Below are 16,820 nucleotides of genomic sequence, written 5' to 3'. Positions count from 1 at the left end.
GCAGCGCGTGGCCTCTCGTATCGAAGACTATGGACTGATCGGAGATTGCGAGACCGCCGCGCTGGTCGGCCGCGACGGCTCGATCGACTGGCTGTGTTGGCCCGCGTTCGATTCCGACCCCTGCTTCGCGGCGCTGCTCGGCACGTCGAGGAATGGCCGCTGGCTGCTGGCACCCGCTGGCGAGATCAAGCAGACCTCGCGGCGCTACTGGGACGATACGCTGATCCTGGAGACCCGGTTCGAGGCGGAAGGCGGCGCGGTCGCGCTGATCGACTTCATGCCGCCGCGTGGCAACGCCTCCGATGTGGTCCGCCTCGTTCGCGGCATCAGCGGCCGCGTCAAGATGCACATGGAGCTGGTGATCCGCTTCGGCTTCGGCGTCGATGTCCCCTGGGTGCGAAAGAATCCGGATGGCGACGGACTTCTGGCGATCAGCGGGCAGGACATGACCGTGCTGCGCACGCCGGTCGAAACCCGCGGCAAGGATCTGACCACGTTCGCCGATTTCGAGGTCGGCGAGGGCGACACCGTGCCGTTCGTCCTGACCTATGGACCGTCCTATCACCCGGTGCCGGAGCCGATCGACCCTGAGGCTGCGCTGAAGGACACCGAGGAATATTGGCGGGAATGGTGCAGCCGTTCGACCTATGACGGCAGCTATCAGCGCGCCCTCGTGATGCGCTCGCTGATCACGCTGAAGGCGCTGACCTTCAGGCCGACCGGCGGCATCGTCGCGGCACCCACCACGTCGTTGCCGGAAAAGCTCGGCGGCGCGCGCAATTGGGACTACCGGTTCTGCTGGCTGCGCGACGCCACCTTTACGCTGCTGGCCCTGATGAATTCGGGCTACACCGAGGAAGCGGCAGCCTGGCACAACTGGCTGCTGCGGGCCGCAGCCGGCGCGCCGGCCAACATGCAGATCATGTACGGCATCCTGGGCCAGCGGCGCCTCCTGGAATGGGAGGCCGGATGGCTGTCCGGCTACGAAGGGGCGCAGCCGGTACGCGCCGGCAACGCCGCGCATGCGCAGCTTCAGCTCGACGTCTATGGCGAGTTGATCGACGCCTTCCATCAGTCCCGCATGGCCAAGCTGAAGCTCGACGAAGAGAACTGGTCGCTCGAGTGCACCGTCGTCACCCACCTCGCCGATGTCTGGGATCAGCCGGATCACGGCATCTGGGAACGCCGCGGCACTCCCAGACACTACGTGTTCTCCAAGGTGATGTGCTGGGTCGCCTTCGACCGCGCCATCAAGAGCGCGGAGCGGTTCGGCTTCAAGGGGCCGCTGGTCAAATGGCGGGTGCTGCGCGAGGCCATCCATCGCGACATCTGCCAACGGGGCTTCGACCCTGACCTCAACAGTTTCGTCGAGAGCTATGGCTCAAAGCTGCTCGACGCCAGCCTGCTGCTGCTGCCGTCGGTCGGCTTCCTGCCGCCGGGCGATCCGCGCATCCGCGGCACGATCGACGCGGTCGAGCGGCACATGATGCGCGACGGCTTCGTGCTGCGGCACGATCCGCGCGAGGTGTCCGATGAGGTCCAGCCGATCGAGGGCGCGTTCCTGGCCTGCAGCCTGTGGCTAGCCGACGCCCATGTGCTGGCAGGAGATGTCGACAAGGCGCAGACCATGTTCGACCGCGTGGTCGCGGTCGCCAACGATCTCGGACTGTTGGCCGAGGAGTTCGATTCCGGCGCCGGCCGGCAGACCGGCAATTTCCCGCAGGCGCTGACCCATATCGCGTTGATCAACACCGCGCACAATCTCAGCGCTGCCAGGGCCGACGCCGAGAAGCCTGCGGTGCAGCGTTCGACTTAAGGCGCGATGAAGTGAAATTGAACCTGCGGCCGCGGCGATGCTGCCTCCCTCTCTCCTGCTTGCAGGCCGCCGCAGCCGCGTGCGGCCAAAATATCGAAAACAACCCCATGCAAAGGAGCCGGCGGCTGCCGGCGTGCGACAAGGCCGCTTGACACGTCGGGCAACTCAGGGGTACATTTCCAATATTCCGAAATCGTGCAAGCGCCGCACATTGGCGTGGCTCACGACATGTAAAGCACTCAAGGCTGATGACCTAACTTCACAATCATCTGCGGATGACGTTCACTCAGGGCCTTCAACGCAAGTAAACTCTTCCGCTCCTCTTCCCGGTCGTATGTAAAGCTGCCAGGTTCGACACCGTGCTCCCAGCCCCAGCGGGTATGGCAAGCGTCGCCGGTGAGGAGCACTGGACCGGACGGAGTGCGAGCAAGATACGAGACATGGCCAGCAGTATGTCCGGGGGTCAGGATTGCAAACAACGAACCGTCACCGAAGACGTCGATTACGCCTTCGAACTTCCCATCCGGATCCCCAGTGAACTGAAACTCTTGAATCGCGGGTCTGCCTTCAAAGAAGACATCTTCCATCCCCTCGACAAAGAAGTTCTCGATCTTCTTCTCCGCAGCTTCTCCGGGACCTGTGTAAAACGGCACATCTTTTGGGATGTCTGACATCCCGGAGATGTGATCGAGATGAAGATGGGTCATGAGCACCCCTTTGAGGGGAGCCGCTTCCGATTTGATGGCCGATAAGGTGTCTTCCCGGACTTGCATCTTGTCGAGCTTGGCGAAGTTACGCACAACCCATCCAACTCCCAAGCTCTTGGGGTCCTCGACAAACCGCTTCGAAACGCCGGTATCGACCATATAGAATCCTTGCGTCGGATGCCGCACGAGATGTGTGTAGATCTGGATCGGCTCCTCGTGATCTTTGAGCCCCGCTTGAATGGCTTGGGGGTCCTTCAGGTTGATCAGCCCGGACAGATCGGCGACCCAATCTGCGCTGGCGATTGTCTTGACCTCGATCGGTCCCGGCTTGTCTATCAACGCCTCCATAACCGATGATCTGACCGGCTTGCCGAGGCTGGCAGACGTCGATGGATGGGACGTCTGTGCGCACGCGGAAAGCGCGATGACGGCAAGCGAACCAATGAACCACTGTCCTAACTTACGGAGCATGATCTTCCTCTTTCTGCTGCCGCTTTTTGCCGTGGACAGTGAGAATAGCAATTGTCTAAATTCCTATATGGCCATACAGAAATGAATGGCCGGACACGAGCCAGGGAGAGCGAATTTGGACCTTCAATGGGACGACTTGCGGATCTTTCTCGCCGTGGCCGACGCCGGGAGTCTGAGCGCGGCGGCGCGTCGCCTCAAGGCGAGCCAACCCACCTTGAGCCGGCGGATTGCAGAGATGGAGTACTCGCTCGGCGAGCCGCTTTTCGTCCGCAAGAATCAGGGCATCACCTTGACGAAAACCGGGGCAAGGTTGCTTCCGGCAGCCCAAGGCATGGCGCAATGGGCGACTGAAGCTACCCGTGCGCTCGATGCGAAGAATTCGCCCGTGAGCGGCCGCGTGCGCATCACGGCGGCTCCATCGTTCGCCTTTGATTTCCTGGCTCCAATGGCGGAAAAGCTCAAGAGAGGACATCCACAGATCACTCTCGAAGTTCTCGCCAGCACCGAACGGCTGAACCTCTCGCGCGGCGAAGCAGATATCGCGCTCAGGAGATATCCTTCGGATGATCCCGATCTCATCACAGTCGATGAAGTTGTCGTTCCGATCGGCGCCTACGCGAGCAGGGACTACGCACGGAGACTGCCTGCGAAATATGATTTGCGTGACCTCGATTGGATCTCATGGGCCGGAGCACTCGAGATGGTGAGCCCCAATCCGGAGTTCGCTGCCAGGATTCCGAATTTTCGTCCCGCCTTTGCGTCTGACGATTACAGCGTGCAGGTCGCGGCCTGCCAAGCCGGTGTCGGCGCGATGATCCTTCTGAAGACCTCCCATCGGCTCAAACGACCAGGCGAACTCGTAGAGCTAGAGCTCGTGCTTCCAACCTCGCTACGCGCGGAACTCACGATCATCTGCCACAAGCGCACGGCGGACCTGCCCAAGGTCAGAACCGTCTTGGACCTGCTTCGCCAAGAGTTTGCTGATCTGAGAAAGCGCCAAGGCGCGCAGAAGCTCCGAATGGCGACACCAATAATCCCAAAGAAAGCCAGGAAATGGGAAGGCTCACCCTAAACGTTCGGGCGAGAGATTCAGGAAGGAGTGGCTACGATATGCCGGCCGGACCAGGTTTGCAGGAAACTTGTTCAGTGTGACGCGATCGGATGTAGCGGACTGTAACGACGATCACGCTGCGCCCCGCGTTCGATCACGGGGGGCGATCGTCCGCACGCCTCAGCGAAGCTGCAACACCGTGTCCATCGCGCGCGCGAAACCGTCGCGCTCGTTGGTCTCGGTGACATGGGTGGCGCGCGCCTTCACGTCATCGCTGGCATTGCCCATCGCGAAGGAGACGCCGCTTCGCGCGAACATCGGCAGATCGTTCTGCATGTCGCCGATCGTGGCGACGTTCTCCAGCGACACGCCAAGGCGCTTCGCGATGCCCTCGACGAAGGTGCCCTTGTCGTGGCCCGGCGGGGTGACGTCGAGATAGTAGGTCTGGGAGCGGACCGCGGTGGCATCGCGGCCGACCAACTGCTGCATCTCCGCCTCGCAGCGTTGCAGCAGGGCCGCATCCGAGCTCGCGCCGACGATCTTGCAGGCCTGATCGAGATAGGGCGCAAAATCGTCGACGATGGTCGGATCATGCTTGATCGTGTGCTGCTCGTGCGCGGTGTATTCGCCGTCAGGATTCCGCGTCAGCCAGCGGTCATTGGTGAACAGCCAGATGTCGACGTCGCGCTCGCGCAGCATGTCGATGCAGCGTTTTGCGACTGCGGCCGGGATCAAATGCTGCTCGAGGGGCTTGAGCTGCGGATCGACGATCGAAGAGCCGTTGAAGGCGCCGATCGGCTGCGTGATCGCGAGCGGCGCAACCAGAAAGCCCATCCCGATCGTCGGCCGGCTGGAGACGATGGTGAAGCCGATTCCGGCCTCGTGCAGCCTGCGCACCGCCGCCCTGGCGCCGTCGTTCAAGGTCTTGTCCTTGGTGAGCAGCGTACCGTCGACATCGGATACGACAAGGGCGATGCGGGTCATGGGCGGTCCAGCTTCAGTTGAGTGACGATGTCTTCGACGATGGTTTCGACCGGACGGTCGATCGCAACCGTGATCGGGCGTTCCTCCGGGGTCGGCGGCTCCAGCGTCTTGAACTGGCTGGCGAGCAGCCCCGGCGGCATGAAATGGCCCTTGCGCGCGCCGAGCCGCGTGGCGATCAGCTCCTGCGAGCCGTCGAGGAAGACGATGCGGATATCGTCGCGGCCCTGCACCAGGATGTCGCGATAGGCACGCTTCAGCGCGGAGCAGGCGATGACGGCGCGTTCGCGGACGCCGCAGGTGCGGTCGATCTCGTAGGCGATCGCGCGCAGCCAGGGCCAGCGATCCTCGTCGGTGAGCGGCTGGCCGGAATGCATCTTGGCGACATTGCTTGGCGGATGAAAACTGTCGCCGTCCTCGAAGCGCCAGCCGATCCTGATCGCCAGGCGGTCAGCGATGGTGCTCTTGCCCGAACCCGACACGCCCATCACGACCAATGCGCAGGGGTTTTGTCCGTCACCCACGAAAGTCCTCCGGCAGCGCGGCCTGATCGATCAGCCAGACGGTCTCGCCTAGCGATCGCGCGCGGTTTGCCGGCAGGTTCTCGCCTGCGAAGAGGCGCGTCAAGATCGCGCGCTTGTTCTCGCCCGCCACCTCGAACAGCATCTCGCGGCACGAGGCGAGGGCGGGCAGGGTCAGCGAGACGCGCGGCACGAACGGCTCGACATTGGCCTTGGGCACGCCGACCACCCAGCGCCGGGTTTCCTCGACCGCGGGATAGCCCGGAAACAGCGAAGCGGTGTGACCGTCGGGGCCGATGCCCATCAGCACCAGGTCGAATAGCGGCCGCTTCGGATCGAGCTGTTCGGCGCCGTAGAATGCCATCAGCTCATTCTCGTACAGCGCCGCGCTGACGTCGGGATCCCTGAGATCGGCGGTGTCGGTCGCGATCGGATGGACATTGGCGGCCGGCGCGCAGCGGTCGAGGAAGGCCTGGCGCGCCATGCTCATGTTGTGCAGCTTGTCCTTGCGCGGCACCAGGCGCTCGTCGCCGATGAACCAGTCGATGCGGTCCCACGGAATCCTCTGGCGATAGTCGGGCGTCGCCAGCAGCTGATAGAGCGCCTTGGGGCTGGAGCCGCCGGTGAGGCACACCGCGATCCGGCCAGGGTTCTCAGCGATCCGGGCGATCACCCGCTCGGCGGCCGCCTGCGCCAGTGCCGCCGGATCGGCGACCGTGATGATCTGGCGCTCGCGGCTCGCGGTCATGTCAGCCCAGCTTCCGCCAGCTGCGGCCGTCGCGCGTCAGCAGCGCGTTGGCGGCCTCCGGGCCTTCGCTGCCGGCCTTGTAGGGTTGCAGGCCGCGGCCGCCGGCGCTCTTCCAGGCGTCGATGAAAGGCTGCACCGCCTGCCACCCGGCCTCGACGCTGTCGGCGCGCTGAAACAGGATGTTGTCGCCGATCATGCAGTCATAGATCAGCGTCTCGTAGCCGGTCGACGGCTCGGCCTTGAAGTAGTCCTTGTAGCGGAACTTCATCTCGACGCCGTCGATGTTGATGGTCGGGCCGGGTACCTTGGTGTTGAACTGCAGCTCGATGCCCTCGGTCGGCTCGGTGGAGATGACGAGGTAGTTCTGCGACAGCCGATCGACCGCCGTGTCGCGGAACATCGCGAACGGCGCCTGCTTGAACTTGATCGCGATCTCGGTGCGCTTGGTGGTCAGCGCCTTGCCGGTGCGCAGGTAGAACGGCACGCCGGCCCAGCGCCAATTGTCGATGGTCAGCTTCAGCGCGGCATAGGTCTCGGTCGAGCTGTCGGGCCTGACGTCGGGCGTCTTGAGAAAGTCCTCGATCTCGGTGTCGCCGATCCGGCCGGCGCGGTACTGGCCGCGCACCGAATTGTGCAGCGCCTCCTGTTCGCTCTGGGTCTGGATCGCGCTCAGCACCTCGGCCTTTTCGGAGCGCACCGCATGGGCGTCGAACCGCGCCGGCGGCTCCATCGTCACCAGCGACAGCAGCTGGAACAGATGGTTCGGCACCATGTCGCGCAGCGCGCCGGTGGCGTCGTAGAAGCTGCCGCGATGCCCGACGCCGAGCTTCTCGTCCACGGTGATCTGGATGTGGTCGATGTGGTTGCGATTCCAGATCGGCTCGAACATGCCGTTGGCGAAGCGCAGCACCAGGATGTTCTGGACGGTTTCCTTGCCGAGATAGTGATCGATCCGGTAGATCTGGTGCTCGTCCATCAGCTTCAGCAGCGCTGAATTCAGCGCCTTGGCCGATGCCAGATCGGTGCCGAACGGCTTTTCGACGATCAGCCGGCGCCAGGCGCCGTTCTCCTCCAGCATGCCGGTGCGCCCGAGCTGCTGGCTGATCGGCAGGAACGCTCGCGGCGGGGTCGCGAGATAGAACAGCCGGTTGCCTCCGGTGCCGCGCGCCGTCTCGAGCTTGTCAAGCCGTTCGTTCATGGCATCGAAGGAGGGCGGATCGCCCGGATCGGCCTCGATCGAGGTGACGCATTCGAACAGCCGCGTGACGACCGCCTCATCGAGCGGCCGGGTCGCGAATTTGCGCAGCCCCTGCATCAGGCTGTCCTTCATCTGGTCGCTCGACATGCCCTTGCGGGCGATGCCGACGACGCAGAATTTATCCGGCAGCAGATTGCCGGCGGCGAGATTGTAGAGCGCCGGGATGACCAGCCGGTGCGTCAGATCACCGGTGGCGCCGAAAATGATGAAGGAGCAAGGGTCGGGTTTCTTCTGCACGTGACCTTCCGCGGTTCTCTTCGAGCTTTTATGCCTTTTTCGGCGGCTCCTTGTGGCCGCCGAAACCTGCGCGCATCGCCGAGAGGATCTTCTCCGCGAAGGTGTGATCCTTGCGCGAGCGGAAGCGCGTGTAGAGCGCGGCCGTCAGCACCTCGGCCGGCACGGCTTCGTCGACCGCGGCATTGACGGTCCAGCGGCCTTCGCCGGAGTCCTCGACAAAGCCGGAATAATTGTCGAGCGTGTGGTTCTGCGCCAGCGCCGATGCGGTGAGGTCGAGCAGCCAGGACGGGATCACGCTGCCGCGCCGCCAGACTTCCGCGATGTCGGCGATGTCGAGGTCGAAGCGATGCTCGGCCGGCAGCGCCTCGATATTGGCGTTCTTCAGGATGTCGAAGCCTTCGGCATAGGCCTGCATCAGGCCGTATTCGATGCCGTTATGGATCATCTTGACGAAATGCCCGGCGCCGATCGGGCCGGCGTGGATGTAGCCCTGTTCGATGCGCGGATCGCGGCCCTCGCGGCTGGAGGTGCGCGGAATGTCGCCGATGCCGGGCGCCAGCGTCTTGAAGATCGGGTCGAGCCGGTCGACCACTTTCTTGTCGCCGCCGATCATCATGCAGTAGCCGCGCTCGATGCCCCAGATGCCGCCGCTGGTGCCGACATCGACGTAATGCAGCCCGCGCTCCCTGAGCGCCTTGCCGCGGCGGACGTCGTCCTGCCAGAACGTGTTGCCGCCATCGATGATGACGTCGCCCGGCTGCATCAGCTTCGACAACGCCTCGATGGTGGCTTCGGTGATCTTGCCGGCCGGCAGCATCACCCAGGCGGTGCGCGGCGCCTCCAGCTTGAGGACGAAATCCTCCAGCGACGAGGAGCCGGTCGCATTGTCGGCGACGAGCGCCGCGACGGCTTTCGGATCCTTGTCGTAGACCACGGTGGTGTGGCCCTGGGTCATCAGGCGGCGGACGATGTTGCCGCCCATCCGCCCGAGGCCGATCATGCCGAGTTGCATCCCTCGCCTCCGTCAGTTCAGTGCAGCCGAGATCGCGGCATCGAGCGCCGCGAGCCCTGAGCTGAGATCGCCCTTGAGATGCACGCGCAGCGCCCGCCGGCCGCGTTCGGTGAGCACGTCGAAATCACCGCGCGCTTGCGCCGCCTTGATCACGCCGAAGCTCGCCTTCTGGCCGGGCACCGGCAGGTCCGCTGTATCGTCGGTCGTGACCTGCAGGAACACGCCGCTGTCGGGGCCGCCCTTGTAGGCCTGCCCGGTCGAATGCAGGAAGCGCGGGCCGAACTCGGCACAGGTCGCAAGGTGTCTTGCGTCGCGTACCTTCAGCCGCATCGCCTGCATGGCGTCGATGGTGTCGCCATCGCGCTCGATATAGGCGAGCAGGGCGACATAGTCGCCGCTGCCGGAGCGCGAGAGGTGCGCCTTGATCCAGGAGTTGAGATCGCCGTTCGCACCGGCCTGGCGCAGCTCCTCGGCGTTCTGCGCGTCGGTGTAGAGATCGACCCCGTCCGCCGACACCACCGGCTCTTCAGCCGGCAGCGACCCGGTCTTCTCGAACGCTGCCGTCAGTTCGCGGGTCTTGATCTTGGCGGCTTCGACGTCGGGCTGGTTGAACGGGTTGATGCCGAGGATCGAGCCGGCCACCGCGGTCGCGATCTCGAAGCGGAAGAATTCCTGGCCGATATGGTCGATCGACTTCATCACGATCCGAACCACGGGATGGCCGGCGGCCTCGAGCGCCGCGAGTTTGGCCTCATGGGCGGCGTCGTTCTCGTTATCGGTACGCAGATCGATGAAGAACCGGTCGTTGCCGTAGACCGTGGCGTCGCCAATCGTCTCGCCCTCGATCGGGATCAGGCCCTTGCCGTCCTTGCCGGTCGATTCCGCGATCAGCTGCTCGGCCCAGGCGCCGAAATCGGCAACGTCCGGCGAAGCGAAGATCGTCACCTTGTCGCGGCCTTCGAGCCCGGCGATGCCCATCGCGAGCCCGAGCTGCACGCCCGGGTTCTCCTGCGGCGGCACGTCGGCACCGCAGGAGCGCACCATCGCGAGCGCATGGCCGAGCAGGCTGCGGACGTCGATGCCGGCAGCGGCCGCCGGCACCAGACCGAACGGCGACAGCACCGAATAGCGGCCGCCGATCGCCGGGTCGCCGTAGAAGATGCGGGCAAAGCCCTGCTTGATCGCGACCTTCTGCAGCGACGAGCCCGGATCGGTCACCGCGATGAAGCGGTGGCCGGCCTTGTCCTTGCCGATCGCCTTCGCCACCCGATCGAAGAAATAATCCTTCATCACGTTCGGCTCGGTGGTGCCGCCGGATTTCGAGGAGACGATGAACAGCGTCCTTGCGATGTCGACATACTCCTCCATCGCGCGCACCTGCGCTGGATCGGTGGAGTCGAGCACGTGCAGCCGCGGGAAACCGGACCGGTGCGGGAAGGTCTGGGCCAGGACCTCCGGCCCGAGGCTCGACCCGCCCATGCCGAGCACGACCGCATCGGTGAAGTTCTGCCCCTTCACGCGCTGGGCGAAGTCCTCGTAGTCGGCGACATCAGCGGTGGCTGCGCTGGTGAGCCAGCCCAGCCATTTGTCCTCGTCGTCGCCGGTCCAGACCGATTTGTCCTTGTGCCAGAGCCTGCGGATCCGGGCGGAGGCGCGCCATTCCTCGGTGCTCTTCTCGACCGCCTTCTCGATGGTGGCGCCGAGCGCGAGCTTCTGGCGGTCGATGCCGCCGCCGAGCGAGGTGGCGCGCTTGTGGGCGACCGCGCCGTAGAGCTTGTCGGCCGCGTCGGCGAACAGCTTGACGCCGTCCTTGACCAGCTCCTCGGTGATCGCATCGAGCGAGATGCCGGACTTCTCCAGCTCCTCCAGCACGCGGCGGGCGTCCTCGACATTCTCCTCGAGGCTGTCGCGGACCTTGCCGTGGTCGCGGAAGGCATCGAGCGTTGCCGGCGGCACGGTGTTGACGGTGTCGGTGCCGATCAGCTCCTCGACATAGAGTACGTCGCTATAGTCCTTGTTCTTGGTGCCGGTCGACGCCCACAACAGGCGCTGCGGCTTGGCGCCCTTGGCCGTCAGCTTGTCCCAGCGGCTGCCTGCGAACAGCCGCTTGTAGTCCTGATAGGCGAGCTTTGCATTGGCGATCGCGACCTTGCCCTTCAGGGCCGCGAGCCGCTCCTTTTCGTGCGGATCGTTGGCCTTGGCGATCTTCTCGTCGAGCTGCTTGTCGACGGCGGTATCGATGCGGCTGACGAAGAAGCTCGCGACGCTCGCGACATGGGAGGGATCGCCGCCCTTGCCGACGTATTTCTCCAGACCCTTGAGATAGGCCTCGGCGACCTGGCGATAGACCTTCTGCGAGAACAGCAGCGTGATGTTGATGCTGATGCCTTCGCCGATCAGGTACTCGATCGCCGGCAGGCCCTCGGGCGTCGCCGGTACCTTGACCATCAGGTTCTTGCGGTGGACGTCCTTCCAGAGCCGTTCGGCTTCCGCGATCGTGCCCTTGGTGTCCATCGCGAGATAGGGCGACACCTCGAGGCTGACGAAGCCGTCGCCGCCGTGGCTCTGGTCGTAGACCGGGCGCAGCACGTCGGCGGCGTGCTGGATGTCCTCGACCGCGAGGTGTTCGAACAGGTCGGCCACCGAGCGGTCGCCGTTCTTGAGGGCCTTGCCGATCGCCCCGTCATATTCGTCCGAGCTGCCGATCGCCTTCTCGAAGATCGAGGGGTTGGACGTCACGCCTTTGACGCCGTCGGTCTCGATCAGCCGCTTCAGGTCGCCGTCGGCGACGAAGCCGCGGGCGAGGAAGTCCAGCCAGACGGCCTGGCGGTGATTTTCGAGTGCTTTGACGGGGTTCATGGGTGTCTGTTCTCGTTCGATCGAGGGTCGATTTTTGGGTTCCCGGGCAGCTTTCGGGGGCGGAGGGGGATTGTCAACATGGCGGGAGCCCCGGGCGGAATATCAGCATTTCCAAGGGATAACGCCACTCACAACAGTTCGATCCCCTCGGACGCAGGTGCGAGCAGACCCCCATCTCAGCACATTTTTATGACGTGTTGCGGCGCAGGACCGCGCGTCAGGGGCGCAGGTAGAGGTAACCCTGGGATTGCAGCTCGGCGAGGCGGACCACCCCGCCGCGCTCGGCGGCGACGAAGCCGGGGAGCAAGTCGGCGAGGCCGATGTTCTGCGATTTCATGGTGTTGCCGCAGGCGGCGAACTCGATCCCATCCTTGGTGAACCGCGCGACATGTTTTGACAGCTCGGGATTGGCGGCTGCTGAATGAAACGCCTTCAGCGCCCGGCCGTGCACCACCAGCGCAATCGTCACATTGCCGGGGCCGCCGACGCCGTCGAGATGGTTCTGGATGTTGCCGATCACGAAATTGACCTTGTCGAGGTCATCGAGGTGATAGACCACCTTCAGCTTTTGCAGCGGTGCTTCGGTGGCGGCGCCGGTCCGGGACGCTGCCAAGACGGCGCCGATCGCCGAGACGGTGCCCCAGAGGATGCTGCGTCGGTGCATGGCGTCTCTCGCGCAATTATTGTTGATCCAGTGTTGTCCCTTTGGGCAAACCTGTCATTTGTGGCGGAGCGCAGCGAGTTCCTTGCGGTCGGTCACAAGTTCGGCGTATTCGCTCAAGGCCGGGCGATCGACGCGAAAGGTCTTGTCGTCGGCGGCGGCGAACAGCGCTTCGCCCGCATCGTCGTCGGGCTTGTTGCGATTCCACACCATGATGCGGCCAAGGCGCGCAATCGCGGATCTATTGTCCTTGGACAACGCCACGGTGATACCGCCGCCCTCGCAATCCACGCCGCATTCGAAGCGTATTTCGTGGCCGGATTCGGCCGCGATGGCATGATTGCAGGAGCCGCTGGACTCGAAATTGCCAGGGCGGTGGCGATACGCGACGCCGAGCCGGAATGAATAGTTGGTGGCCTTGTCCTCCGGAGCGGCTTCCGCTGACACCAGAAGCGTCATCGCGCTGACCTTCTGCTTCGGATGCTGCGCCAGATGATTTGCATCGTAGCGCCGCACGAAGCAGGCATAGGCTTTCACGCCGGGCGGGCCGGCGAACATCCTGTTGTCGAAGGCGGCCGCCGCGGCCTCGTCGACGCCTTCCTGCGCCTGAACGGTTAACGGCGCGCCGGCATGGGCGGCGGCTGCGAGTGCGACAACAAGGAGCGCCTGCTTCAAGACCGGCTCGGGAATAGCCAGCGCCTCCAAGGTGTCATCTTTAAAGCGCGGCAATGGTGCCGCGCGGAACTGCGCGGGCTCGTTGCCTTAGTCGCGGCGACACGGAGGCACGTTCAACGGCGGCTGAACGTTTGTTCATGCGAGTCTGTGACGCGTGCATCTTGACGCCACGGCTGAACGGTCACACTTTTTCAGGGAAGCCAACGTTCATCGCCGGACGGGGAAGTTGCCCTGCTCGGATGTCCGCTTCGGAGGCCTGGGCCCCGGTAAACCACGGATGTGGCGAAGGGGTTACAGCCACCAAAAACAAGGGGATATTGATGAACCATTAAGCTTCCTGCCTGTTGATAAGGCAGAGGCTGCACGCGCCGTGCATTGCCGAACTGAGTCGGTCGAGTGTCCAATGGACCCAGCGTGCCGACGCTGATTCGATCCTAGGACGCTCTTGTTACGACTCGTGTCAGTCGTGCGGCGATACATATCGTGGAGAGAGGGATCATGTACAACGATTCTTTGTTCAACGCCTTCGCAAGGTCGTTTGAAGCGCGAAGCCAGACCGACATGTCGATGGCCGAGTATTTGGAGTCGTGTCGAAGTGATCCGATGCGATATGCAAATGCGGCCGAGCGGTTATTGGCGGCAATCGGTGAGCCCCAGATGATCGACACGGCCAAGGACCCACGCCTTGGCCGTATCTTTTTGAACCGTACGATCAGGTCGTATCCAGCCTTCGCCGGCTTCTACGGCATGGAGGACACGATCGAGCGCCTCGTCGGCTTCTTCCGTCACGCCGCGCAGGGCCTCGAAGAGCGCAAGCAGATCCTCTATCTGCTCGGGCCGGTCGGCGGCGGCAAGTCATCGCTCGCCGAGCGCATCAAGGCGCTGATGGAGGTTCATCCGATCTACGTGCTGAAGGCGGGTGACGAGCTTTCGCCGGTGTTCGAGAGCCCGCTCGGGCTGTTCGATCCGGAGCAGCTCGGGCCGATGATCGAGGAGAAATACGGCATCCCGCGTCGCCGGCTGAGCGGGCTGATGTCGCCCTGGGCCTACAAGCGGCTCGAGGCCTTCGGCGGCGACATCTCGCAATTCCGCGTCGCGCGCATCCAGCCCTCGAGGCTGCGCCAGATCGCGGTCGCCAAGACCGAACCGGGTGACGAGAACAACCAGGACATCTCCTCGCTGGTCGGCAAGGTCGACATCCGCAAGCTCGAGACCTACGCCCAGAACGATCCCGACGCCTACAGCTATTCCGGCGGCCTCAACCGCGCCAATCAGGGCGTGCTCGAATTCGTCGAGATGTTCAAGGCGCCGATCAAGATGCTGCACCCGCTGCTGACCGCGACGCAGGAGGGCAACTACATCGGCACCGAGAATATCGGCGCGATCCCGTTCACCGGCATCATCCTCGCGCACTCGAACGAAGCCGAGTGGCAGAGCTTCAAGACCAACAAGAACAACGAGGCCTTCATCGACCGCATCTGCGTCATCAAGGTCCCGTACTGCCTGCGGGTGACCGAGGAGCAGAAGATCTACGAGAAGCTGATCCAGGGCTCTGAGCTCGCCGCCGCGCCGTGCGCGCCGGCGACGCTGGAAACGCTGGCCCGCTTCTCGGTGATGTCGCGTCTGCGCAAGCACGAGAACTCGACGCTGTTTGCCAAGATGCGGGTCTATGACGGTGAGAGCCTCAAGGAATCCGATCCCAAGGCGCGCAGCGTGCAGGAGTACAAGGACGCTGCCGGCGTCGACGAGGGCATGGATGGCGCATCAACCCGCTTTGCCTTCAAGGTGCTGGCCTCGACCTTCAATCACGACACTACCGAAGTCGGTGCCGACGCGGTGCATCTGATGTATGTGCTCGAGCAGGCGATCCGCCGCGAGCAGCTCCCTGATGAGACCGAGAAGCGCTATCTCGAATTCATCAAGGCCGACCTTGCGCCGCGTTATGCCGAGTTCATCGGCAACGAGATCCAGAAGGCCTATCTGGAATCCTACGCCGACTACGGCCAGAACCTGTTCGACCGCTATGTCGACTACGCCGACGCCTGGATCGAGGATCAGGACTTCAAGGATCCCGACACCGGTCAGCTGATGAACCGCGAGCTCCTGAACCAGGAGCTGACCAAGATCGAGAAGCCGGCCGGCATCGCCAACCCGAAGGACTTCCGCAACGAGGTCGTCAAGTTCTCGTTGCGCTCGCGGGCGCACAACGGCGGCAAGAACCCGAGCTGGACCTCCTACGAAAAGGTTCGCGACGTGATCGAGAAGCGGATATTCTCACAGGTCGAGGATCTGCTTCCGGTCATCTCGTTCGGCTCCAAGAAGGACGGCGAGACCGAGAAGAAGCACGGCGAGTTCGTCGAGCGGATGGTGGAGCGCGGCTATACCGAGCGCCAGGTCCGCCGGCTCGTCGAGTGGTACATGCGGGTGAAGCAGGCCGGCTAATGCGCGATCCGGAAAGCCGGCACCGGCTTTCCGTTTCGTCTCGTCCTGTCCAATAAAATGCGATGCGACTGTCATGATCGCATCCGGTGAGGCAGATGCAACGTGGTCATGCATATCGTCGATCGGCGGTTGAATCCGGGTAGCAAGAGCCTGGAGAACCGCCAGCGCTTCCTGCGGCGCGCCAAGGCGCTGGTGCAGGGGGCCGTCAAGAAGTCGTCACAGGACCGGGACATCAAGGATGTCCTGGAAGGCGGCGAAGTGACAATCCCGCTGGACGGCATGGATGAGCCGCGGTTCCGGCGCGAGGGCGGCACGCGTGACATGGTGCTGCCCGGCAACAAGAAGTTCGTCGAGGGCGACTGGCTGCAGCGCCCGAACCAAAGCGGCGCCAAGGGCTCCGGCGCAGGCGAGGGCGACAGCGAGGACGCCTTCCGCTTCGTGCTCAGCCGCGACGAATTCGTCGATCTCTTCCTCGACGACCTCGAACTGCCCGATCTTGCCAAGCGCAAGCTCGCGGAAACCGAAAGCGAAGGTATTCAACGCGCCGGCTATGCGACCTCCGGCTCGCCCGCCAACATCTCGATCAGCCGCACGGTGAGCCGGGCGCTTGCGCGGCGCGTGGCACTGCGCCGGCCGCGCAAGGACGACATCGAGGCGCTCGAGGCGGAGCTTGCGGAATGCGACGACGATGCGCGGCGCCGCGAGCTGCTGGCGCTGCTCGAAACGCTGAAGGCCAAGGCCAAGCGGATCCCGTTCATCGATCCGATCGATATCCGCTACCGCCGGTTCGAGACGGTGCCGAAGCCGGTGGCGCAGGCCGTGATGTTCTGTCTGATGGACGTATCGGGCTCGATGTCCGAGCACATGAAGGATCTGGCGAAGCGGTTCTATATGCTGCTCTACGTGTTCCTGAAGCGGCGCTACAAGCACGTCGAGATCGTGTTCGTCCGCCACACCGACCGCGCCGAGGAGGTCGACGAGGATACCTTCTTCCACGGACCGGCTTCCGGCGGCACGCTGGTGTCGAGCGCGCTGGTCGCGATGAACGATATCGTCCGCACCCGCTTCCGTCCGGCCGACTGGAACATCTACGCCGCCCAGGCCTCGGACGGCGACAACATGACCTCGGACAGCGCGCTGACCGGTCACCTCCTGACCGACAAGATCCTGCCGGTCTGCCAGTTCTTCGCCTATCTCGAGGTCGGCGAAGCCGCCAACTACACCTTCGACATGCCGGACTCCTCGCTCTGGACGCTCTATGAGCGTCTGCGCAACGAGGGCGCGCCGCTGTCGATGCGCAAGGTGAGCGAGCGCGGCGAGATCTTCCCGGTGTTCCAGGACCTGTTCAAGCGCCGCAGCAAGCAGGAAAGGGTGTAGCGTG

Annotated in this window: 13 protein-coding genes; 4 read left to right on the top strand and 9 right to left on the bottom strand. The window is 63.9% G+C overall.

From position 1 onward, the window contains the following. Positions 1 to 7 precede the first annotated feature (7 nt). Positions 8 to 1,816: a glycoside hydrolase family 15 protein gene (locus ACVWY5_RS27150; RefSeq protein ID WP_028332686.1), complete on the top strand. Its 1,809-nt coding sequence runs from the start codon at positions 8 to 10 to the stop codon at positions 1,814 to 1,816. A 239-nt stretch (positions 1,817 to 2,055) separates the two neighbouring features. Here ACVWY5_RS27150 and ACVWY5_RS27145 read toward each other — a convergent pair whose 3' ends face one another. Continuing rightward, positions 2,056 to 2,994 (bottom strand): MBL fold metallo-hydrolase, encoded by a 939-nt coding sequence (locus ACVWY5_RS27145; protein WP_051376031.1) that lies wholly within the window; start codon positions 2,992 to 2,994, stop codon positions 2,056 to 2,058. 115 nt (positions 2,995 to 3,109) lie between these two features. Here ACVWY5_RS27145 and ACVWY5_RS27140 point away from each other — a divergent pair, with 115 nt between their 5' ends. Continuing rightward, positions 3,110 to 4,066, top strand: a complete 957-nt coding sequence (locus ACVWY5_RS27140) for a LysR family transcriptional regulator (RefSeq protein WP_063616531.1) — start codon at positions 3,110 to 3,112, stop codon at positions 4,064 to 4,066. 159 nt (positions 4,067 to 4,225) lie between these two features. On the opposite strand, the gene ACVWY5_RS27135 is transcribed toward ACVWY5_RS27140, so the two are convergent. The 8 genes from ACVWY5_RS27135 to ACVWY5_RS27100 all read right to left on the bottom strand — a co-directional run bounded on the left by ACVWY5_RS27135 (position 4,226) and on the right by ACVWY5_RS27100 (position 13,027). Then, the gene (locus ACVWY5_RS27135) at positions 4,226 to 5,029 is read right to left on the bottom strand and encodes a Cof-type HAD-IIB family hydrolase (protein WP_028332684.1); all 804 of its coding nucleotides are present in this window, start codon (positions 5,027 to 5,029) and stop codon (positions 4,226 to 4,228) included. After that, positions 5,026 to 5,514 (bottom strand): gluconokinase, encoded by a 489-nt coding sequence (locus tag ACVWY5_RS27130; protein WP_051376029.1) that lies wholly within the window; start codon positions 5,512 to 5,514, stop codon positions 5,026 to 5,028. The genes ACVWY5_RS27135 and ACVWY5_RS27130 overlap by 4 nt, the downstream gene beginning before the upstream one ends. A 28-nt stretch (positions 5,515 to 5,542) precedes the next feature. Then, positions 5,543 to 6,295: a 6-phosphogluconolactonase gene (gene pgl / locus ACVWY5_RS27125; RefSeq protein ID WP_028332682.1), complete on the bottom strand. Its 753-nt coding sequence runs from the start codon at positions 6,293 to 6,295 to the stop codon at positions 5,543 to 5,545. Between the two features lies 1 nt (position 6,296). Continuing rightward, positions 6,297 to 7,790, bottom strand: coding sequence for a glucose-6-phosphate dehydrogenase (gene zwf / locus ACVWY5_RS27120; protein WP_028332681.1), 1,494 nt, complete (start codon positions 7,788 to 7,790; stop codon positions 6,297 to 6,299). A 28-nt stretch (positions 7,791 to 7,818) separates the two neighbouring features. Continuing rightward, a complete protein-coding gene (gene gnd / locus ACVWY5_RS27115; protein ID WP_028332680.1) occupies positions 7,819 to 8,802 on the bottom strand; it encodes a phosphogluconate dehydrogenase (NAD(+)-dependent, decarboxylating) in 984 nt (327 codons plus the stop codon). 12 nt (positions 8,803 to 8,814) lie between these two features. Next, positions 8,815 to 11,661 (bottom strand): bifunctional transaldolase/phosoglucose isomerase, encoded by a 2,847-nt coding sequence (locus ACVWY5_RS27110; RefSeq protein ID WP_028332679.1) that lies wholly within the window; start codon positions 11,659 to 11,661, stop codon positions 8,815 to 8,817. Between the two features lie 217 nt (positions 11,662 to 11,878). Next, positions 11,879 to 12,325, bottom strand: a complete 447-nt coding sequence (locus tag ACVWY5_RS27105) for a DsrE family protein (protein ID WP_028332678.1) — start codon at positions 12,323 to 12,325, stop codon at positions 11,879 to 11,881. A gap of 54 nt (positions 12,326 to 12,379) precedes the next feature. Further along, complete coding sequence (locus ACVWY5_RS27100) at positions 12,380 to 13,027, bottom strand: hypothetical protein (RefSeq protein WP_321177520.1); 648 nt, start codon at positions 13,025 to 13,027, stop codon at positions 12,380 to 12,382. Positions 13,028 to 13,495: 468 nt separating this feature from the next. Between ACVWY5_RS27100 and ACVWY5_RS27095 the strand changes: the two genes are divergently transcribed. Beyond that, the gene (locus ACVWY5_RS27095; RefSeq protein ID WP_028332676.1) at positions 13,496 to 15,439 is read left to right on the top strand and encodes a PrkA family serine protein kinase; all 1,944 of its coding nucleotides are present in this window, start codon (positions 13,496 to 13,498) and stop codon (positions 15,437 to 15,439) included. Positions 15,440 to 15,547: 108 nt separating this feature from the next. Continuing rightward, positions 15,548 to 16,816: a YeaH/YhbH family protein gene (locus tag ACVWY5_RS27090; RefSeq protein WP_028332675.1), complete on the top strand. Its 1,269-nt coding sequence runs from the start codon at positions 15,548 to 15,550 to the stop codon at positions 16,814 to 16,816. Positions 16,817 to 16,820 lie beyond the last annotated feature (4 nt).

The sequence above is a fragment of the Bradyrhizobium sp. USDA 3256 genome (genome assembly GCF_054058275.1).
This window is presented reverse-complemented; position numbering and strand designations above follow the sequence as displayed.